Raw genomic sequence first — 17,180 nt, 5'->3', positions numbered from 1 at the left:
ACGCAAAGGATTCGACATGAACACGCCGGTCACCTGGGCCATCCAGACCAACTTCATCGCCGACGACCAGATCCGCAGAGTCTGGTCCGCCGCCGAGGACGCCGGCGCGCGCGTGCAGGAAGTGCTCGTCATCCCGTTCTCCGACGAACTCGGCAACGAAGTGCCGCCGCTCGAAGGCGTGGTGGTTCCCTACGGCGCGACCAAGCTCACCCGGCTCGCGCAGACGCGCGGCTGGCGCGGCCTGTGTTTCGACGAGGCCGCGTTCCGCGTCGACGCCTGGAACCGCCATCGCGACGACATGCTCAACCAGCACGTGCGGCAGATGAGCGTGCGCGAGTGCATGGCGGCGATGCAGGACGAGGACGAAGACAGCGTGTGGTTCGTGCGGCCGGTGCAGGACCTCAAGCATTTCGACGGCACCGTGACCGTGGCCAAGGAGATCCGGCGCTGGATGAGCAGCGTGGATTCGGGCAACTACAGCTTCGACGCCGAAACCGAGGTGATCGTCGCGCCGGTGCAGACACTGCACGGCGAGTGGCGTTTCTTCGTGGTCGACGGCCGCGTGGTCGACGGCTCGTCCTACCGCATCGCCGGCCAGCGCATGGCCAATGCGGTGGCGCGGCCGGAGTTGTACGCGATCGCGCAGGCTCTGGCCGACGGCTGGCTGCCGCACCGCACCTGCGTCATGGACGTGGTGCTGACCGAGGCGGGCTACAAGGTGATCGAGTTCAACACCTTCAACTCGTCCGGTTTCTACGCGCACGACATCGAGAAGATCGTCGCCGCGGTGACGGCGCACTTCGCGGCGCGGGCATGAGCGACGCGGCGGCGCTGGCCGAACTCGAGCGCTGGTACGGCGCGCCGCTGGCCGCGCCGCTGCGCGCGTTCGTGCTCGCTTGGGGTGGCCGCGAAGTCGGGGACGTACGGTTCTATTCGACCGACGAAATCGTCGAACGCAATCTGACGTACGAAAGCCGCGAGTACTGCCCGGGCTACCTCACCCTCGGCGACGACGGCGGCGGGCGCGCGGTCGTGGTGCACGGCGCGCTGGTTCCGCCGACGGTGTTCGTCGTGGGCCACGGCAGCATGAGCGAAGCCGATTTCGTCGCCGTGGGCGCGCAGCTCGGCGGCTGGCTCGACGGCGGTTGTCCGGTCGATTGAGGCGGACGCCGGCGCGCGCTTGCGCGACGGCGAAACGACGCGGACGCAAGGCGCCGCCGGAAAGCGGCGCCCGTTTGCGCGTCAGTCCGCGCGGCGGAATTCGCGAACCACCTCGATCGACCCGACGATCGCGTCGTTCAAGGCGTCCAGTTCCTCCGCCGGCACCCACCACTCGGTATGGTGCGCGCCGCCGACTTTCTGGATCGGGTAACGCGCCATGAAACCGACGTCGACTTCGAAGCGGGTCACCGCGCCGTAGCCGCTGTCCTTGACGTTCCAGCGTTCGGCGATTTCGGCGGAGTAGCGCTCGTTGGTGACCGGGTAGAAGATCGGTTGCTCCGGCAGGCGCGGCGGCCAGCGCTTGAACGCGTTCTCGCGCAGACGCTGCAACTCGATGGGGCCGACCGGGCGGTACAGGGTGACGGTGTTGCCTTGCATGACACGAATCCTTGTGAACGAAAAACGGCCGCGTTCTCGCGGCCGTGGGCAGGGTAAATCAGAGCGTGTGCAGCGCCAAGGCCGCGTCGGTGTTGTGGAAGGGCGTTTCAGGCCCTTCCACGACAACCCGCGCCTACTTCGGTTTGTCTTCGCCCGCGACCACCGGCGACGGCGCATCCGGCACCGCCGGCGCGGGCGTTTGCGGCGCCGGCGGCGATTGCGGTGCCGGCGCAGACGCCGGCGCCGCAGCCGCGGCCGGCTTCGCCGCCGGACGCGCAGCCGCGCGCGAGCCGAAGCCGAACGAACCCTCGCCATGCGCGGACACGATCATCCGCAGCATGCTGCCGGGCACCATCAGTTCCAGGGTCAGGTCGCGGCCGTCGGCGGTGCGGCCTTCCAACGTCATTTCGGTGAACGCGCCGCCGGTGTCGATCTCCTTGCACAGCACGTGCGGCCCCGCGGGGCCGTCGAGCAGATAGGGACGGATCGCCTCGCCGAGCGCTTCGAGCGCCTGCGGGAAGAAGAACACGGCATAACCCTGGGTCTCGTTCATCGTCGCTCCGCTGGAAAAGGTGGCGCCCGCAAGGTGGGTGCAGCTTGGACCGCGCTCAGCGCAATTCGATCCGCAACTGCGCCGCGGCTTCGCGCGCCTTGGCGCGGGCCTGGTCGATGTCGTCGCCGAGCGCCAGGGTCACCGCGACGCGGCGGTGGCCTTCCACGCGCGGCTTGCCGAACAGGCGCAACTGGGTGTCGACCTGCCCCAGCGCCGCGTCGACGCCGGAGAACACCGGCACGCCGTGGCCTTGCGCCAGCACCGCGCACGACGCGGACGGGCCGTGTTCGCGGATGGTCGGAATCGGCAGGCCGAGGATCGCGCGCGCATGCAGCGCGAACTCGCTGAGGTCCTGCGAAATCAGGGTCACCAGACCGGTGTCGTGCGGCCGCGGCGAGACTTCGCTGAACCACACGTCCTCGCCCTTGACGAACAGCTCGACGCCGAACACGCCGTAGCCGCCGAGGTCGTCGGTGATCGCGCGGGCGATCTCCTGCGCGCGCGCCAGCGCGACCGGGTTCATCGGCTGCGGCTGCCAGCTTTCGCGGTAGTCGCCGTCGCGCTGCAGGTGGCCGATCGGCGCGCAGAACGTGGTGCCGCCGGCGTGGCGCACGGTCAACAGGGTGATTTCGTAGTCGAAGTCGATGAAGCCTTCGACGATGACCCGGCCGGCGCCGGCGCGGCCGCCGGTCTGGGCGTAGTTCCAGGCCGCGTCGATGTCGTCCGCGCCGCGAACCAGGCTCTGGCCCTTGCCCGAGGACGACATCACCGGCTTGACCACGCACGGCAGGCCGACTTCGGCGACCGCGACGCGGTAGTCCTCGAGCGTGTCGACGAAGCGGTACGGCGAGGTCGCCAATTGCAGCGTCTCGGCGGCGAGGCGGCGGATGCCTTCGCGGTCCATCGTCAGACGCGCGGCACGCGCGGTCGGAATCACTCGGGTGTCGCTGCCGCGGCCGGCGAATTCCTGTTCCAGCTCGACCAGGGTCTGGGTGTGGATCGCTTCGATCTCCGGCACGATCAGGTTCGGCCGCTCGGCCGCGATCAGCGCGCGCACGGCCTCGCCGTCGAGCATGTCGAGCACGTGGCTGCGGTGCGCGACCTGCATCGCCGGCGCGTCGGCGTAGCGGTCGGCGGCGATCACTTCCACGCCGAAGCGCTGCAGCTCGATCGCCACCTCCTTGCCCAGCTCGCCCGAACCGAGCAGAAGCACGCGGTAAGCGTGCGGGGACAGCGGCGTGCCGAGCGTGGTCATGGGTGCAGCCTCGAAGCGTGGGGATGAGCCTAGTCTAACTTTCCACGACCGCCGCAGCCTTTCGGGCTATGGCGGCGGCGCGACCGCATGCGATGCTGTCGGCCATGTCCCCCGCGTCCGAACGGCACGCCGCACGTGCCGCCGCCCCCGCTGTCCCTGCCGCCCGCGCGTCCGCGCCGCGGCGCTGGCGCTGGCTGATCGCCGGCAGCCTGCTCGCGGCGCTGCTGGCGGCGGCCTGGACGCTGTGGCGCGCGCACCGCGCGCAGCCGCCGGCGCCGGGCACCAGCGAGCTGGCCGGGATGCTGCTGGACCCGCAGCTGTCGGAAATCAGCGGCCTGGCGGCGTCGCGCCGGCATCCCGGGGTGCTGTGGATGCACGACGACGGCGGCAACCCCGAGCGCCTGTTCGCGGTCGCGGAAAACGGCGACCGCCTCGCCACCGCGCGCATCGAGGGCGCGATCAAGACCGATTGGGAAGACATGGCGGCGTTCGAGCTCGACGGCCGCCATTACCTGCTGATCGCCGACACCGGCGACAACGGCGGCCTGCGCCGCAGCCTGCAACTGCACATCATCGAAGAACCCGAGCGGATCGAGAACGCGCGGCTCAAGCCGGCCTGGTCGATCGCGTTCCGCTGGCCCGACGGCGCGCGCGACTGCGAGGCGGTCGCGGTCGACGCGGCGCGCCGGCAGATCCTGCTGATCTCGAAGAAGCGCCAGCCGCCGGAGTTGTTCTCTTTGCCGCTGATGCCGGCCGGCAACGCCCTGCAGACCGCGACCCGGATCGGCGCGCTGGCCGGCATTCCCGAGCCCGACGCGCAACTGCGCCAGTCCAACGCGTTCCGGGCCAGGCTGCAGGGCCAGGTCACCGCCGCCGATGTCTCGCCGGACGGCCGCACCCTGGCGGTGATGACCTACCGCTACCTGCTGCTGTACCCGCGCCAGCCGCAACAGGACTGGGCCCAGGCCGTGGCCGGCGCGCCGCGGGTCAGCGAGCTGCCGTGGCTGCCGCAGGCCGAGGCGCTGGGCTGGTCGGCCGACGGGCGTTTCCTCTATGCCACCGGCGAGTTCATTCCGGCGCCGTTGTACCGGATCGCGCCGTAACTTCGATGCCTACCTGTAGGAGCGGCGCAAGCCGCGACCGCGGGGCAGCCGTTTGCGTCGAAACCATGAAATTTTCGCAAGGGTGGGATCCGACCGCCGATTGGCCGGGCTTCGGAAGAAGCGCTTGCCTGCGTCGCTGCGTTTGGTCGCGGCTCGCGCCGCTCCTACAGGGAGCATCCCGACGGACGGCAGCTGACGATCTGATATCAATCTGATATCAAATCACCAGATCCCAAGGACGAGCCGCCATGAAAGAGAACCCCACCCAGTCCCTGCCCGGCATCCCGGCCCTGCTCGGCTTGTTCGCCGTCGCCATCGGCGCCGGTTACGTCTTCCTCTCCAGCGCCGCCGGCCCCAGCGCCATCACCGTGATCGCGGTCCTGGTCGGCCTGCTCGCGGTGTTCTGCCTGTTCGGCCTGTACATGGTCGAACCCAACCAGGCCGCGGTGCTGAGCCTGTTCGGCAAGTACGTCGGCACGGTCAAGGACAACGGCCTGCGCTGGAACAACCCGCTCTACGCCAAGCGCAAGGTCAGCCAGCGCGTGCGCAACTTCGAAAGCGGCAAGCTCAAGGTCAACGAGCTCGACGGCAGCCCGATCGAGATCGCCGCAGTGATCGTCTGGCAGGTCGTGGATTCGGCCGAAGCGGTCTACAACGTCGACGATTACGAAACCTTCGTCCACATCCAGTCCGAATCGGCGCTGCGGGCGATGGCCACCAGCTATCCCTACGACCAGCACGAGGACGGCCAGCTGTCGCTGCGCAGCCACGCCAACGAGATTTCCCTGCATCTCAAGCAGGAATTGCAGGAGCGCCTGGCCGACGCCGGGGTCGAAGTCGGCGACGCGCGCATCAGCCACCTCGCCTATGCGCCGGAAATCGCCCAGGCCATGCTGCAGCGCCAGCAGGCCAACGCGGTGATCGCCGCGCGCACCCGCATCGTCGCCGGCGCGGTCGGCATGGTCGAGATGGCGCTGGCCGAACTGCAGAAGAACGGCGTGGTCCAGCTCGACGAGGAGCGCAAGGCGCAGATGGTCAGCAACCTGCTGGTGGTGCTGTGCGGCGAACGCGGCACCCAGCCCATCGTCAACACCGGCAGCCTGTACTGAGGAGCGCGCGATGAATATGCCGAACAACGAATTCGTGCTGCCCGCGATCATGCTGATCAGCGCGGCGCCGATCCTGGTCGCCGCGGTGCTGGTCGCGCGCGGCAACCTGCAACTGATCAACGGCCTGGACGCCTCGCGCCTGCGCGATCCGGCGGCCGCCGCATCGCGCTTCGGCAAGCTGCTGGCGATGGTGGCGATCGCGATGCTGCTGGCCGCGCTGGGCTTCTACTGGGCCCACGGCGACCAGAGCCGGACGATGTGGGTGACCATCGCGCTGCTGGTCGCGGTCAACGGCGTGGCGGTGGCGATGATGGTTGCGCTGGCCAAGCTCAAGCGCGACTACCGCGCCCCGCGCGACGACCAGCGGACCGGCCGGCGGTGAGCGAGAAGAAGGCCTACCCGCTGCGCATCAGCGCCGAGGTGCTGGCCGCCGCGCAGCGCTGGGCCGACGACGAGTTGCGCTCGCTCAACGCCCAGATCGAATATGTGCTGCGCGACGCGCTGCGCCGCAACGGCCGGCTGCCGCGCCAGGAAACGCCGCCCCCATCGCCCGAGGAAGACGCATGAGCCAGACCTGGAAGCATCTCGTCATCGAACTGACCTACCAACTGTTCGAGGCGCCGATGCGCGAGCGCTTGCAGGACGAGCTCGACCGGCAGGGCGCGCTGGGGTGGGAACTGGTCGCGGTGGAGCACGATCCGGGCGTGTTGGGGACGCGGTTGTATTTCAAGCGGCCGGGTTGAGGGCGGGTTCGTGCTTTCGACGTTGGCGCGGTGTCGCGGTCGCGGCTCGCGCCGCTCCTACAGTCTGAATCGCCGTTGCGACCGCCCCCTGTAGGAGCGGCGCGAGCCGCGACCGCGCCACCGCAGCAACGACGCGACTCCCGCTCCGAACGAACGCCGCCACCGTGGCAGCCCGCCCCCATGCGCGCTACCCTGCCCGCATGCGCGGACCCGGCCACGTCCTGATCAACACCCCCGACATCGAAGTCTGGCCCGGCGGCCTGCTGCGCGCGCGCAGCAACGCCGACGCCCGCGCCCTGGCGCGCGCGCGCCACGTGCTGCGGCGCAAGCGCGACGGCCGCTTCCTCGCCGCCGACCTGCCCGAAGGCATCCTGCCGCTGGTGTATCGGCTGATGCGCGAGGACGGCATCGACGCCGCGCTCGACGCGCTCGAACGCAGCGTCGACTACCGCCGCGAAGGCCTGGTGCGGGTCGCCGAACTGCCGCTGGACCGGCTCGAACAACGGCTCGACGCGCTCGGCCTGGACGCGGCCGGCTACGAGGCGCGCACCGGCCTGGAACTGATCGCCGAGCCCGATCGCCTGGCCCTGGCCGGCTTCGACCGCTACCGCCGCCCGCTGTGGCTGCATCCCGCCGCCGCGCGCGCCTGGACCCACCTGCGCGACGCGGCGCTGGGCGAAGGCCTCGTGCTCGAGGCGATCTCCGGCTACCGCAGCCACGACTACCAACTGGGCATCTTCGAGCGCAAGCTCGCGCGCGGCCAGCGCGTCGACGAGATCCTGACCGTCAACGCCGCGCCCGGCTACAGCGAACACCACAGCGGGCTGGCCGTGGACATCGGCGCGCCCGGCGAGCCGCCGGCGGAAGAATCCTTCGAACGCACCGCGGCCTTCGCCTGGCTGCGCGCCAACGCCGGCGGCCACGGTTTCGCGATGAGCTATCCGCGCGACAACCCGCACGGCATCGTCTACGAACCCTGGCATTGGCGTTACGCGCCGGCTTGAGCCGGACGCCGCGATGGGCGCCGACGACGACCCGCTGCACAGCGACGCGCGCGTGCTCGCCGCGTGGCGCGAAAACGCGGCGCCGTGGACGCAGACCGTGCGCGCCCAGGCCATCGCCAGCCGCCGCCTGGTCACCGACCGCGCCATCCTCGACGCCGCGCTGCGGCTCGCGCCGCGCGACGCGCTCGACCTGGGCTGCGGCGAAGGCTGGCTGACCCGCGCCTTGCGCGCCCGCGGCATCGCCGCCGACGGCGTCGACGCGATCGACGAGCTGATCGAGGCCGCGCGCCGCGCCGATCCCGAAGCGCCGCCGCGGCGCTATGCCCGCCTGCGCTACGAAGACATCGCCGCCGGCGCGCTGGACGCGCGCTACGACCTGATCGTGTGCAACTTCTCGCTGCTCGGCGGCGCCGCGGTCGACGCCGTGCTGGCCGCATTGCCGGCGCACCTGGGCGACGGCGGACACGTGCTGATCCAGACCTTGCACCCGCCGACCGCCTGCGGCGACGCGGCCTACCGCGACGGCTGGCGCGACGGCAGCTGGGCCGGCTGCGACGGCGCGTTCGGCGAACCGGCGCCGTGGTACTTCCGCACCATCGGCGGCTGGCTGGCGCTGCTGCGCGGCAGCGGATTGGCGTTGCGCGAGTTGCGCGAACCGCTGCATCCGCAGACGGGGAAGCCCGCGTCGCTGATCCTGTGCGCAGTGGCGGCGAAGTAACGGACGCTCATGCAGGGGCGGCGCAAGCCGCGACCGCGGGGCCGCAGATTGCGTCGTAAGCGCGATGTCGCGGTCGCGGCTCGCGCCGCTCCTACAGTCGGTATCGCTGCAACGCCGCTCACTGTAGGAGCGGCGCAAGCCGCGACCGCGGGATTGCAGATCGCGTCGCAAGCACGATGCCGAGGTCGCGGCTCGACTGAAAGGAATCCCTTTGCAGCGCCGCTCCTGCAGCCGGCATCCCGGCGCTGGCTCAGCCCTGCGAGCGCTCGACCGGCTTGGCCACGCCCGAACCGATATCCGCAATCCGCCACAGATACAAACTGGCGTAGGTGCGGTACGGCCCCCAACGCTCGCCGAGTTCGGCCAAGGCCTTCGGCGCCGGCATCTCCTCGAGCTTGTCGACGAACTGCGCGCCCCTGCGGACGCCGAGGTCGTCGACCGGCAGGATGTCGGGACGGCCGAGACGCAACATCAGCATCATCTCCACGGTCCAGCGGCCGATGCCGCGGATCGGCACCAGCGCGGCGACGATGGCCTCGTTGTCCATGTGCGCCATCGCGCGCAGGTCGGGGATTTCGCCGCGCGCCTCGCGCGCGGCCAGGTCGCGCAGCGCCAGCAGCTTGTTGCCGGACACGCCGCAGGCGCGCAATGCCGCGTCGTCGCAGCGGCCGAGGGTGTCGTGATGCAGGCGTTGGCTGCCGATCGCGGTTTCGACCCGCCCGACGATGGTCGAGGCGGCCTTGCCGCTGAGCTGCTGGAACAAAATCGCGCGCGCCAGCGCGTCGACCGGATCGAAGCGCTGGCGCCAGCGCGGGTCGTTCGGGATCGGCCCGTTCTCGAGCTTGTCGACTTTCTTCATCCACGCGCCGAGCCGGCGGCAGGCGCGGCCCAGATGCGCGTGCGCGGCGGCGGCGTCGAAACCGCGGACCTGGCGCGGCATGTCAGCGCCGCACCGCGTCGGCGGCGTAGCCGAGCCACGCGAAGATCATCAGGCTGCCGCCGTAAGGCACCAGCCGGGTCGAGGCGCCGAAGAAATGCGCCGCCGCGAGCCCGCCGGCGAACACCGCCACGCCGAGCAGCAACGCGCCCAGCAGCCAGCGGGTCAGCGCGCGCCGCGCCGGCGGCGCCAGTGCGGCCAGGGCGATGCCGTGGCCGAACGCGAACACCGCGGCGGTATGCAGCCGCACCTGCGCCTGCGGATCGGCGCCGGCGTGCGCGGCGTAGGCCGACAGCGCGACCGCGAGCGCGGCGAGTACGCCGCCGGCGCAAGCGAGCAGGCGCGCGGACAGCGGCGCGGCGGCGCGGAGTTCGGGAACGTTTGCGCTCATGCGGGCGAACGTCGGAAGTGGAAGGCGTCCAACGATAGCAGCGTTGGCGCGGTGCGCGGACTCGCCCTTGTAGGAGCGGCGCGAGCCGCGACCGCGACTTCCGACGTCCGGCGCGAGATTGGAACCCCGCGGTCGCGGCTCGCGCCGCTCCTACAGAGGAGCCGCCGACTCGTACGCACAAAAAAACGCGCCGCGGAATCCGCGGCGCGTTCGGGTGTCGCAGCCGGCCCGCGCGAACGCGGGCGGCGGGATTACTTGACCGGCCAGTAGACGTCGAACTGGCCCAGGGCCGGGTCGAAGCTCTGGTCGATGCCGGCCTTCCACGACTCGTACGGACGGTCGCTGGTGGTGTAGCCGCGGGTCATCGCCCAGGCGCGCACGGCGTCGCGCACCGGCGGCAGCGCGGCGAAGTTGTGGCCGCCGCTGGACGCGACGACGACCTTCGAGGCCGGCAGCAGCGAGGCCTTGACCGGGCCTTCGACCTTGACGTCGATCGCGGTGGCGTCGCCGGTCGCGGTGTCGCCCTTCTTGCGCACGACCTGGACGGTGTCGAAGTCGTAGGTCTCGGCGCCGAACTCGTTGGTCACGATGCGCACCGGGCCGACCGCTTCCAGACCGTTGGCGGCGATGACCTTGTTGATCCACTCCATGTTGGCGTGGATCTGGCCCTTGATCTTGTCGTTGTTGCGCTCGACCGCGGCGTTGACGCTGAGGATGTTCTCGGCCGGACGGTCGATCGCCTTCGGCGCGTTGTTCGGGTCGGTTTCCGACAGCTTGGCGTAGTCGTAGTTCGGCACCGTCGCGAGCAGGTTGCTCAGGCGCGCCAGACCCATCTTGATGTCTTCGCCGACGCTGCTGCTGACGTACAGGCCGGAGTAGCGGCCGAGCAGGTTGAAGCCGTAGTCGACGTCGTAGCTCTGGGTGATCTCGACGTTGCGGTTGTTGCGGCCGGTCGGCTTGAAGGTGAACTCCGAGCGCTTGTTGTCGCCGCGCTCGGGGTTGGTGATCTTGTAGCCGACCAGCTTGCCCGGCTCGCTCTTGACGATTTCCCAGCTGCCGTTGCCCAGGCCGCGCTCCTTGGAGGAGTACTCCAGGCGGGCGCCGACGCCCTCTTCCTTGCCGACCAGCTTGATCTCCATCGCCGGATCGCGCAGCGCCAGCGGGTTCCACTCCTTGAAGCGACGCAGGCTGTTCAAAGTGTCGAACACGATGGTCATCTTGCGGTTGGTCTCCACCGAATGCGACAGGTGGCGGCTCGACGGCAGAACGATGCCGACGACCAGGAACAGCACGGCGACGATCGCCAGGGAAATCAGAATCTCGATCAGACGGGTCATTCAGGGTTCTCCAGGGCCGGGCCCAGGTGCGGGCCAGGGGCGCAGACCCGCAATCGTAGCAAAGATAAATCCCGGCAAGGGCAGCCGTCACAAGCAAGAAATCCCGTCGGAGCGCGCGGCGCCGGGCCCGGGCCGCGAAAAGCGCGCAACTGGCCGGCTTTGTGCCGCTTCGGCGCCGCATTCGCACCGGCAGGCCAGCCGTCGCCGGGGCCGCGCAGGCGCGTAAGCGCAAATACGGACAAGTCGGATCGCCGCCGCGCACGCCGCGGCGCGCACCCGTGCGCCCGCAGCGCGGCGCGGGCCGGCGGCGGAGTACGACGAAAGTAGAACGCGCCGGGGCGGGAGACGCTCGCGGGCCATCGCGGCAGTGGGCGGCGGCCTGCGCGCGGCCGCCGCTCGGCGAGGCTGGGGCCTCGCCCTGCCCGATCCGCCGGCCGATCCGCCCGCGGATGCGCCGCCCGCACCGGCGCCCGCCGCGCTGCGGCGGGCCGGCGCGGCGGCATCCCTCAGACCAGTTGCAGCTCGAACGCCTTCAGCACCGCGCGGGTGCGGTCGCGCACGCCGAGCTTGGACAGGATGTTCGACACGTGGTTCTTGATCGTGCCCTCGGCCACGCCGAGCGAGTTGGCGATTTCCTTGTTGGAGAAGCCGCCGGCCATCAGCCGCAGGATCTCGGTCTCGCGCTCGGTCAGCGGGTCGGGCCGGTCCAGGCTGACGAAGTCGTTGCGCATGTGTTCCAGGCCCGACAGCAGGCGCTGGGTCATCGCCGGCTGCACCAGCGAGCCGCCGTCGGCGACGGCCTGGATCGCCCCGACCAGTTGCTCCAGCGAGACGTCCTTGAGCAGATAGCCCTTGGCCCCGGCCTTGAGCCCGGCCAGCACCAGTTGGTCGTCGTCGAAGGTGGTCAGGATGATCGTCGGCGGCAGGTAGCCCGAGCGGGCCAGCGCCTGCAGCGCCTCCAGGCCGGACATCACCGGCATGCGCATGTCCATCAGGACCACGTCCGGGCGCAGGCCCGGGATCATCTCGACCGCCTGGCGGCCGTCGCCGGCCTCGGCCACGACCTCGATGCCTTCGGCCAGGGCGAGCAGCGAGCGCACGCCCTGCCGGACCAGGGTCTGGTCGTCGACGAGCAGCACGCGGATGGGGTTGGGGATCATGTCGGAGCTCCTTCGCGGCCCATCGAGGCCGCGGTGGCGGGCAGGGTCAGGCGCAGGCTGAAGCCGGCCTCGGCCCGGGTTTCGATTCGAAGCTGGCCACCGTACTGCATCAGCCGCTCGCGCATGCCGCGCAGGCCGTTGCCGGCGATCAGGTGGTCGGCGCCGCGGCCGTCGTCGCGCGCGCTCATGACGATGTGGCCGTCGTCGCGGCGCACGTCGATCCACAGATGCTGGGCGCCGGCGTGGCGCACCGCATTGGTGATGATTTCCTGGGTGCAGCGCAACAGCACGTGGGCGCGCTCCGGGTCGTCCAGGGTCAGCGGGGTCTCGATGTCCATGCGGATGTCCAGCGAGGGCACGTTTTCGGCCAGCGGGCGCAGCGCCAGCGCCAGGTCGATGGCGCCGTTCTCGCGCAGCTGGCTGACCGCCTCGCGCACGTCGGTGAGCAGCAGCCGGGCCAGAGTATGCGCCTGCTGCACGTGTTCCTTGACCCGCCCTTCCGACAGATGCCCGGCCACTTCCAGGTTCAGGCTCAGCGCGGTCAGGTGGTGGCCGAGCAGATCGTGCAGCTCGCGCGAGATCCGGGTGCGCTCGTTGATGCGCGCGCTTTCGGCCAGCAGGGCGCGGGTCGCGCGCAGTTCGGCGTTGAGCCGGCGCTGGTCCTCGCGCGCCTGCGCCTGCTGCATCGCCACCAGCGAGCTGACGAAGACCAGGCTGGAGAAGCCGGCGTAGGCCACCGACTGCACGATCGCCACCAGCAAAGGCTGGCCGATCGCGATCACGAACACCGGGATGATCGACAGGTTGCTCAGGATCAGCCAGGCCACCCCGACCCGCAGCGGCAGCAGCCACGGCAGCAGCCCGGCCACGACCATCAGCAGGATGCTGCCGATGCCGCTGTTGGAGTAGTAGCCCACGCCGATCGCGCAGGCGGTCAGCACCAGCAGCAGGGCGTGGTCGGCCGGCCCCGGCCGGCGCTGGCCGAGGCCGCGGCTGGCCCACCAGTACACCGCGCCGAACGCCAGGTGGATCGCGACCCAGCGCAGGATCAGCAGGAAGAAGGTGTGCTCGCTGCCGCCGGGCAGCGACGCCGCCGCCTCGGGTTCGAGCCACATGATCACCAGCCAGCACCCGGCCACCCCCCAGGTGAACAGCCCGGCGAATCGCATCAGTTGGGTGGGGGTGAGGCGGGCCAGCATGAATGCATGCTAACGGTAGCGGGCTCCGGCCCGAGCCGTCCGAAAGTCATGGACTTGGCCGTTCGCCCCCCGGCCGCCCCCCGTGCGATAATCCGGGTCGCCGGCACGGATTTCGCGCCGGCTTGCAACTATCTGGAGCCTGGAATGTCGATCGTCGTCCGCGACGTGCGCGAGCACGAGCTGGATTCCGTCCTTGCCCTCAACAACGCCGCCGGGCCTGCGATCCTGCCGCTGGATGCGGCGCGTCTGCGTCACTTCTTCGATTCCGCCGAATACTTCCGCGTCGCCGAACGCGACGGCACGCTGGCCGGTTTCCTGATCGGCGTAGGTTCCGCCGCCGGCCACGACAGCAGCAATTTCCGCTGGTTCCGCGAGCGCTATCCGGATTTCTTCTACATCGACCGCATCGTCGTCGCCAGCCGCCGTCGCGGCGGCGGCGTCGGCCGCGCGTTCTACGCCGACGCCCAGAGCTACGCCGAGCTGCGCTATCCGCAGCTGGCCTGCGAGGTGTTCCTGGAAGGCGGCAACGACCCGGCCCTGCTGTTCCACGGCAGCTTCGGTTTCCGCGAGGTCGGCCAGCACGTGATGGAAGAAGCCGGCGTGCGCGCGGCGATGCTGATGAAGCCGCTGTGCAGTTACGAGTGGGTGCGCCAGACCTACGGCGACGCCCTGCCCGAAGCCACCTGGCTGACCCGTCCGCGCGTGCCGGCCGCGCGCCTGCACGCCGACGCGCCGCGTCCCACCGGGACGTGCCCGTGAGCGTGGCCGTGGATTACGAGCAGGCAGGCGAACTCAAGATCGGCCAGGTCGGCATCGCCAACCTGCGCATCCGCACCCTCGACGTCCCGCGTCTGGTCGAGGAAATGCGCAGCCGGGTGCAGCGCGCGCCCAACATGTTCGGCCGCGCCGCGGTGGTGATCGATTTCGGCGGGCTCAGCCATACGCCCGATGCGGCGACGGCGCAGGCGCTGCTCGACGGGTTGCGCGCGGCCGGCGTGTTGCCGGTGGCGCTGGCCTATGGCACCAGCGAGACCGACCGGTTGGCGCAGGCGTTGGGGTTGCCGTTGCTGGCGAAGTTCCGGGCGTCGTATGAGCGCGGCGAAGGCGGCGTGGCTGAGGTTGCGGCTGCGGCGCCGCGGCGCGAGGCGGTTGCGGCGGCTCCGGCGCCGGTGGCTGAGCCGGCCAAGGCGTCGCGGTCTCCCATGGGCGCAGCGGCTGTTTCTCCGACCTCTTCGGTTGGCATGATCCAATCCACCCCGGTGCGCTCCGGCCAGCAGATCTACGCCGACCAGCGCGACCTGACCGTGCTGACCTCGGTCGGCGCCGGCGCGGAGGTCATCGCCGACGGCTCGGTGCACATCTACGGCCCGCTGCGCGGCCGCGCGCTGGCCGGCGCGCAGGGCAACGCCAAGGCCAGAATTTTCTGCCGCGAGTTCTATGCCGAACTGGTGGCGATCGCAGGGCACTACAAAGTGCTCGAAGACATCCCCAAGGACCTGCGCGGCAAGCCGGTGCAGGTCTGGCTGGAAGACGAACAAATCAAGATTGCGGCGCTGGACTGACGCCGCACGAACGGAGGAACGAATTTTGACCGAGATTATTGTTGTCACTTCGGGCAAGGGCGGCGTCGGCAAGACCACGACCAGCGCCAGCCTGTCCTGCGGTCTGGCCCGACGCGGCCACAAAGTCGCGGTCATCGACTTCGACGTCGGCCTGCGCAACCTCGACCTCATCATGGGTTGCGAGCGCCGCGTGGTGTACGACTTCGTCAACGTCGTCAACGGCGAGGCGACGCTGAAGCAGGCGCTGATCAAGGACAAGCGCTTCGACACCTTGTTCATCCTCGCCGCGTCGCAGACCCGCGACAAGGACGCGCTGACCAAGGAAGGCGTGCAGAAGGTGCTCGAAGACCTCACCGCCGAAGGCTTCGACTACATCGTCTGCGATTCGCCGGCCGGCATCGAGAAGGGCGCGTTCCTGGCCATGTACTTCGCCGACCAGGCGGTGGTGGTGGTGAATCCGGAAGTGTCGTCGGTGCGCGACTCCGACCGCATCCTCGGCCTGCTCTCGTCCAAGACCCGCCGCGCCGAGAACGGCGAGCGCGTCAAGGAACACCTGCTGCTGACCCGCTACAGCCCCAAGCGGGTGGAAACCGGCGAGATGCTCAGCATCGGCGACGTCGAGGAAATCCTCGGCCTCAAGACCGTCGGCGTGATCCCGGAGTCCGGCGACGTGCTCAACGCGTCCAACAAGGGCGAGCCGGTGATCCTGGAAACCGAATCCGACGCTGCCCAGGCCTACGACGACGCCGTCGCCCGCCTGCTCGGCGACACCCGTCCGATGCGCTTCACCCAAGTGGAAAAGAAGGGCTTCTTCAGCAAGATCTTCGGAGGCTGAGCTCATGGGTCTGTTCGACTTCCTGCTGGCCAAGAAGCAAACCGCCGCGGTCGCCAAGGACCGCCTGCGGATCATCGTCGCGCACGAACGCGCCGGCCGCGGCGGCCCGGATTACCTGCCGATGCTGCAGCGCGAACTGTTGGAAGTGATCCGCAAGTACGTCAACGTCGATGTCGAAGCGGTCAAGGTCGATGTGGTCAAGGAAGGCCAGCACGACGTGCTCGACATTTCGGTGGCGCTGCCCGACGCGCCCGGCTCGACGCCGGCGCAGGCTTGAGGCGCTGACGCGGCCGACCTCCCGGCCGCGGCGTCCTCTACGCGACCTACCTGTAGGAGCGGCGCGAGCCGCGACCGCAGGGTAGCCGGTTGCGTCGTATGCGCGGTCTCGCGGTCGCGGCTCGCGCCGCTCCTACAAAAAAGCAAAACGCTCCGACCATGCTGACCCTCGCCGACATCGCCTTCGACGACGCCTCCGCCCTGCTCGCCCGCTACGGGCTGAGCCTGGTCCGCGTGCCCGACGGCGAGGCGATTCCGGGCAGCTACTGGGGCGACAGCGAGGCCGGCATCATCGCCAGCACCGTGTACGTGCGCGCCGACACGCCGGTGCATTCCATGCTGCACGAAGCCTGCCATCTGATCGTGCTGCCGCCGCAGCGGCGCGCGGCGGTGCACACCGACGCGACCGATTCGATCGAGGAAGAAGATGCGGTGCTGGTGTTGCAGACCGCGCTCGCGCAGGTCCTGCCCGGCGTCGGCCGCGAACGCATGTACGCCGACATGGATGCGTGGGGCTACACGTTCCGCCTGGGCTCGGCGAAGGCTTACGTCGAACAGGACGCCGAAACCTCGTGGCGCTGGCTGGCCGAACGCGGCCTGATCGAACTGCCGGCGCGCAAGCTGGCTGCCTGAGCGGTCGCCCGCTTCGGCGCGATGGACTTCAGTTCAGCCCCGAAGCTTTTCGCTCAACCCGCGAACGCAACCGCTCTGCGCCGCAAGCGGACACGAGAGCACCGGGGCTGACGCTCCCCGCACAGAAGCGAAGCGCTGCGCGCAAGCGCGAAGCCGTTGCCGGAAGCGCGGGCCGCGGGAGCTGGAGCTGGAGCCGGGAGTCCGCGGCGCATCGCCGCGAGCGGCCACCGACGCCCTCCCTGGCGCCGACGCCATTCGAACCTTGCGGAGCGGGTTATCCCCATAACGCCGGCCCCGTCTTGCACTGCACCAGTGCTTCCCTTCCCCTGAAGCGCCTTCCAGGCGCCACTCTCCCCGAGTTCGTGGCCGCCGCGCTCAGTGCGCGGCGAGCCGGTCGTGCCTGCGTTGCGGCACCGGCGCGGCCAGTTCCGGCAGCGCCACGGCGCGGTCGACTTCGACCTCCGCTTCGCTGACCGGATCGGGCAAGGCGCGCGCGGCGCTGCGGTTGGGGCCGGCGTCGGCCGGGCCGTTGATCATCACCACCCCGACCGCCGCCATCGCCAGCAGGGCGAACAGCGCGATGCGGACGGCGCGGCGGGCGAACGCGGGACGGCTGCGCACCGGCGCTTCGGCGGACTCGGTCCAGCTCAAGTCGGCACTGAACGAGCGCGCGCTGCCATCGCGACTGCGCAACGGCAGTGCCGTCAGCGTGGCCGTGTGCAACTTGCCGTTAGCGGAGCTCAGGGTCTGTTTCATGCCTCATCCG

23 protein-coding genes are annotated in these 17,180 nt (G+C 70.1%); 14 read left to right on the top strand and 9 right to left on the bottom strand.

What is annotated here, in order from left to right; translation table 11 throughout:
• The first annotated feature begins 16 nt into the window (after window positions 1-16).
• Window positions 17-817, top strand: a complete 801-nt coding sequence (locus JHW38_RS24315) for an ATP-grasp domain-containing protein (RefSeq protein WP_207523840.1) — start codon at window positions 17-19, stop codon at window positions 815-817.
• The gene (locus JHW38_RS24310; RefSeq protein ID WP_207523839.1) at window positions 814-1,161 is read left to right on the top strand and encodes an SMI1/KNR4 family protein; all 348 of its coding nucleotides are present in this window, start codon (window positions 814-816) and stop codon (window positions 1,159-1,161) included. The genes JHW38_RS24315 and JHW38_RS24310 overlap by 4 nt, the downstream gene beginning before the upstream one ends.
• A gap of 81 nt (window positions 1,162-1,242) precedes the next feature.
• On the opposite strand, the gene JHW38_RS24305 is transcribed toward JHW38_RS24310, so the two are convergent.
• The 3 genes from JHW38_RS24305 to purT form a co-directional block, all read right to left on the bottom strand.
• Window positions 1,243-1,599: a hypothetical protein gene (locus JHW38_RS24305; RefSeq protein ID WP_207523838.1), complete on the bottom strand. Its 357-nt coding sequence runs from the start codon at window positions 1,597-1,599 to the stop codon at window positions 1,243-1,245.
• A gap of 133 nt (window positions 1,600-1,732) precedes the next feature.
• Window positions 1,733-2,152, bottom strand: coding sequence for a hypothetical protein (locus tag JHW38_RS24300; RefSeq protein ID WP_207523837.1), 420 nt, complete (start codon window positions 2,150-2,152; stop codon window positions 1,733-1,735).
• A 55-nt stretch (window positions 2,153-2,207) separates the two neighbouring features.
• Window positions 2,208-3,407, bottom strand: coding sequence for a formate-dependent phosphoribosylglycinamide formyltransferase (gene purT / locus JHW38_RS24295; protein WP_207523836.1), 1,200 nt, complete (start codon window positions 3,405-3,407; stop codon window positions 2,208-2,210).
• Window positions 3,408-3,511: 104 nt separating this feature from the next.
• On the opposite strand from purT, the gene JHW38_RS24290 reads away from it, so the two are divergent.
• From JHW38_RS24290 to JHW38_RS24260, 7 genes are all read left to right on the top strand, one after another.
• Window positions 3,512-4,510, top strand: coding sequence for a hypothetical protein (locus tag JHW38_RS24290; RefSeq protein ID WP_207523835.1), 999 nt, complete (start codon window positions 3,512-3,514; stop codon window positions 4,508-4,510).
• Between the two features lie 248 nt (window positions 4,511-4,758).
• The gene (locus JHW38_RS24285) at window positions 4,759-5,619 is read left to right on the top strand and encodes an SPFH domain-containing protein (RefSeq protein WP_207523834.1); all 861 of its coding nucleotides are present in this window, start codon (window positions 4,759-4,761) and stop codon (window positions 5,617-5,619) included.
• Between the two features lie 10 nt (window positions 5,620-5,629).
• On the top strand, window positions 5,630-6,001 hold the full coding sequence (locus JHW38_RS24280) for a hypothetical protein (protein ID WP_207523833.1): 372 nt from the start codon (window positions 5,630-5,632) through the stop codon (window positions 5,999-6,001).
• Window positions 5,998-6,186 carry an Arc family DNA binding domain-containing protein gene (locus JHW38_RS24275; protein ID WP_207523832.1) on the top strand — a complete coding sequence of 63 codons (189 nt, stop codon included), beginning with the start codon at window positions 5,998-6,000 and terminating at the stop codon, window positions 6,184-6,186. The genes JHW38_RS24280 and JHW38_RS24275 overlap by 4 nt, the downstream gene beginning before the upstream one ends.
• Complete coding sequence (locus JHW38_RS24270) at window positions 6,183-6,362, top strand: hypothetical protein (protein ID WP_207523831.1); 180 nt, start codon at window positions 6,183-6,185, stop codon at window positions 6,360-6,362. Before JHW38_RS24275 ends, JHW38_RS24270 begins: the two co-directional genes overlap by 4 nt.
• 200 nt (window positions 6,363-6,562) lie before the next feature.
• Complete coding sequence (locus tag JHW38_RS24265; protein WP_207523830.1) at window positions 6,563-7,366, top strand: M15 family metallopeptidase; 804 nt, start codon at window positions 6,563-6,565, stop codon at window positions 7,364-7,366.
• Window positions 7,367-7,379: 13 nt separating this feature from the next.
• Window positions 7,380-8,084, top strand: a complete 705-nt coding sequence (locus JHW38_RS24260; RefSeq protein WP_207523829.1) for a class I SAM-dependent methyltransferase — start codon at window positions 7,380-7,382, stop codon at window positions 8,082-8,084.
• Window positions 8,085-8,334: 250 nt separating this feature from the next.
• Here the strand turns inward: JHW38_RS24260 and JHW38_RS24255 are convergent, their stop codons facing one another.
• From JHW38_RS24255 to JHW38_RS24235, 5 genes are all read right to left on the bottom strand, one after another.
• A complete protein-coding gene (locus JHW38_RS24255; protein ID WP_207523828.1) occupies window positions 8,335-9,024 on the bottom strand; it encodes a DNA-3-methyladenine glycosylase family protein in 690 nt (229 codons plus the stop codon).
• Between the two features lies 1 nt (window position 9,025).
• On the bottom strand, window positions 9,026-9,412 hold the full coding sequence (locus tag JHW38_RS24250) for a DUF423 domain-containing protein (protein ID WP_207523827.1): 387 nt from the start codon (window positions 9,410-9,412) through the stop codon (window positions 9,026-9,028).
• Window positions 9,413-9,663: 251 nt separating this feature from the next.
• Window positions 9,664-10,749, bottom strand: a complete 1,086-nt coding sequence (locus JHW38_RS24245; protein WP_207523826.1) for an SRPBCC family protein — start codon at window positions 10,747-10,749, stop codon at window positions 9,664-9,666.
• A 506-nt stretch (window positions 10,750-11,255) separates the two neighbouring features.
• Window positions 11,256-11,909: a response regulator gene (locus JHW38_RS24240; RefSeq protein WP_207523825.1), complete on the bottom strand. Its 654-nt coding sequence runs from the start codon at window positions 11,907-11,909 to the stop codon at window positions 11,256-11,258.
• Window positions 11,906-13,108, bottom strand: coding sequence for a sensor histidine kinase (locus JHW38_RS24235; RefSeq protein ID WP_207523824.1), 1,203 nt, complete (start codon window positions 13,106-13,108; stop codon window positions 11,906-11,908). Before JHW38_RS24235 ends, JHW38_RS24240 begins: the two co-directional genes overlap by 4 nt.
• 144 nt (window positions 13,109-13,252) lie before the next feature.
• On the opposite strand from JHW38_RS24235, the gene JHW38_RS24230 reads away from it, so the two are divergent.
• The 5 genes from JHW38_RS24230 to JHW38_RS24210 all read left to right on the top strand — a co-directional run bounded on the left by JHW38_RS24230 (window position 13,253) and on the right by JHW38_RS24210 (window position 16,414).
• Window positions 13,253-13,867 carry a GNAT family N-acetyltransferase gene (locus tag JHW38_RS24230; protein WP_207523823.1) on the top strand — a complete coding sequence of 205 codons (615 nt, stop codon included), beginning with the start codon at window positions 13,253-13,255 and terminating at the stop codon, window positions 13,865-13,867.
• Window positions 13,868-13,869: 2 nt separating this feature from the next.
• Window positions 13,870-14,670 (top strand): septum site-determining protein MinC, encoded by an 801-nt coding sequence (gene minC / locus JHW38_RS24225; protein WP_207526498.1) that lies wholly within the window; start codon window positions 13,870-13,872, stop codon window positions 14,668-14,670.
• 25 nt (window positions 14,671-14,695) lie between these two features.
• Window positions 14,696-15,505: a septum site-determining protein MinD gene (minD, locus tag JHW38_RS24220; protein WP_206409969.1), complete on the top strand. Its 810-nt coding sequence runs from the start codon at window positions 14,696-14,698 to the stop codon at window positions 15,503-15,505.
• Between the two features lie 4 nt (window positions 15,506-15,509).
• Window positions 15,510-15,782, top strand: a complete 273-nt coding sequence (minE, locus tag JHW38_RS24215; protein WP_074863478.1) for a cell division topological specificity factor MinE — start codon at window positions 15,510-15,512, stop codon at window positions 15,780-15,782.
• 158 nt (window positions 15,783-15,940) lie between these two features.
• Window positions 15,941-16,414 carry a hypothetical protein gene (locus JHW38_RS24210; RefSeq protein ID WP_207523822.1) on the top strand — a complete coding sequence of 158 codons (474 nt, stop codon included), beginning with the start codon at window positions 15,941-15,943 and terminating at the stop codon, window positions 16,412-16,414.
• 375 nt (window positions 16,415-16,789) lie between these two features.
• Here the strand turns inward: JHW38_RS24210 and JHW38_RS24205 are convergent, their stop codons facing one another.
• Complete coding sequence (locus tag JHW38_RS24205; protein WP_207523821.1) at window positions 16,790-17,170, bottom strand: hypothetical protein; 381 nt, start codon at window positions 17,168-17,170, stop codon at window positions 16,790-16,792.
• Window positions 17,171-17,180 lie beyond the last annotated feature (10 nt).

This window comes from Lysobacter enzymogenes (assembly GCF_017355525.1).
In the GTDB taxonomy this organism is placed as follows: Bacteria; Pseudomonadota; Gammaproteobacteria; order Xanthomonadales; family Xanthomonadaceae; genus Lysobacter; species Lysobacter enzymogenes_C.
The sequence above is the reverse complement of the archived record's forward strand: the minus strand, read 5'-3'. Positions and strand labels throughout refer to the sequence as shown.

What these genes read in the sequence shown, in the direction of transcription:
- JHW38_RS24315 (WP_207523840.1), top strand. Translation starts at nt 17, where the DNA reads ATGAACACGCCGGTCACCTGGGCCATCCAGACCAACTTCATCGCCGAC.
- JHW38_RS24310 (WP_207523839.1), top strand. Translation starts at nt 814, where the DNA reads ATGAGCGACGCGGCGGCGCTGGCCGAACTCGAGCGCTGGTACGGCGCG.
- JHW38_RS24305 (WP_207523838.1), bottom strand. Translation starts at nt 1,599, where the DNA reads ATGCAAGGCAACACCGTCACCCTGTACCGCCCGGTCGGCCCCATCGAG.
- JHW38_RS24300 (WP_207523837.1), bottom strand. Translation starts at nt 2,152, where the DNA reads ATGAACGAGACCCAGGGTTATGCCGTGTTCTTCTTCCCGCAGGCGCTC.
- purT (WP_207523836.1), bottom strand. Translation starts at nt 3,407, where the DNA reads ATGACCACGCTCGGCACGCCGCTGTCCCCGCACGCTTACCGCGTGCTT.
- JHW38_RS24290 (WP_207523835.1), top strand. Translation starts at nt 3,512, where the DNA reads ATGTCCCCCGCGTCCGAACGGCACGCCGCACGTGCCGCCGCCCCCGCT.
- JHW38_RS24285 (WP_207523834.1), top strand. Translation starts at nt 4,759, where the DNA reads ATGAAAGAGAACCCCACCCAGTCCCTGCCCGGCATCCCGGCCCTGCTC.
- JHW38_RS24280 (WP_207523833.1), top strand. Translation starts at nt 5,630, where the DNA reads ATGAATATGCCGAACAACGAATTCGTGCTGCCCGCGATCATGCTGATC.
- JHW38_RS24270 (WP_207523831.1), top strand. Translation starts at nt 6,183, where the DNA reads ATGAGCCAGACCTGGAAGCATCTCGTCATCGAACTGACCTACCAACTG.
- JHW38_RS24265 (WP_207523830.1), top strand. Translation starts at nt 6,563, where the DNA reads ATGCGCGGACCCGGCCACGTCCTGATCAACACCCCCGACATCGAAGTC.
- JHW38_RS24260 (WP_207523829.1), top strand. Translation starts at nt 7,380, where the DNA reads ATGGGCGCCGACGACGACCCGCTGCACAGCGACGCGCGCGTGCTCGCC.
- JHW38_RS24255 (WP_207523828.1), bottom strand. Translation starts at nt 9,024, where the DNA reads ATGCCGCGCCAGGTCCGCGGTTTCGACGCCGCCGCCGCGCACGCGCAT.
- JHW38_RS24250 (WP_207523827.1), bottom strand. Translation starts at nt 9,412, where the DNA reads ATGAGCGCAAACGTTCCCGAACTCCGCGCCGCCGCGCCGCTGTCCGCG.
- JHW38_RS24245 (WP_207523826.1), bottom strand. Translation starts at nt 10,749, where the DNA reads ATGACCCGTCTGATCGAGATTCTGATTTCCCTGGCGATCGTCGCCGTG.
- JHW38_RS24240 (WP_207523825.1), bottom strand. Translation starts at nt 11,909, where the DNA reads ATGATCCCCAACCCCATCCGCGTGCTGCTCGTCGACGACCAGACCCTG.
- JHW38_RS24235 (WP_207523824.1), bottom strand. Translation starts at nt 13,108, where the DNA reads ATGCTGGCCCGCCTCACCCCCACCCAACTGATGCGATTCGCCGGGCTG.
- JHW38_RS24230 (WP_207523823.1), top strand. Translation starts at nt 13,253, where the DNA reads ATGTCGATCGTCGTCCGCGACGTGCGCGAGCACGAGCTGGATTCCGTC.
- minE (WP_074863478.1), top strand. Translation starts at nt 15,510, where the DNA reads ATGGGTCTGTTCGACTTCCTGCTGGCCAAGAAGCAAACCGCCGCGGTC.
- JHW38_RS24210 (WP_207523822.1), top strand. Translation starts at nt 15,941, where the DNA reads ATGCTGACCCTCGCCGACATCGCCTTCGACGACGCCTCCGCCCTGCTC.
- JHW38_RS24205 (WP_207523821.1), bottom strand. Translation starts at nt 17,170, where the DNA reads ATGAAACAGACCCTGAGCTCCGCTAACGGCAAGTTGCACACGGCCACG.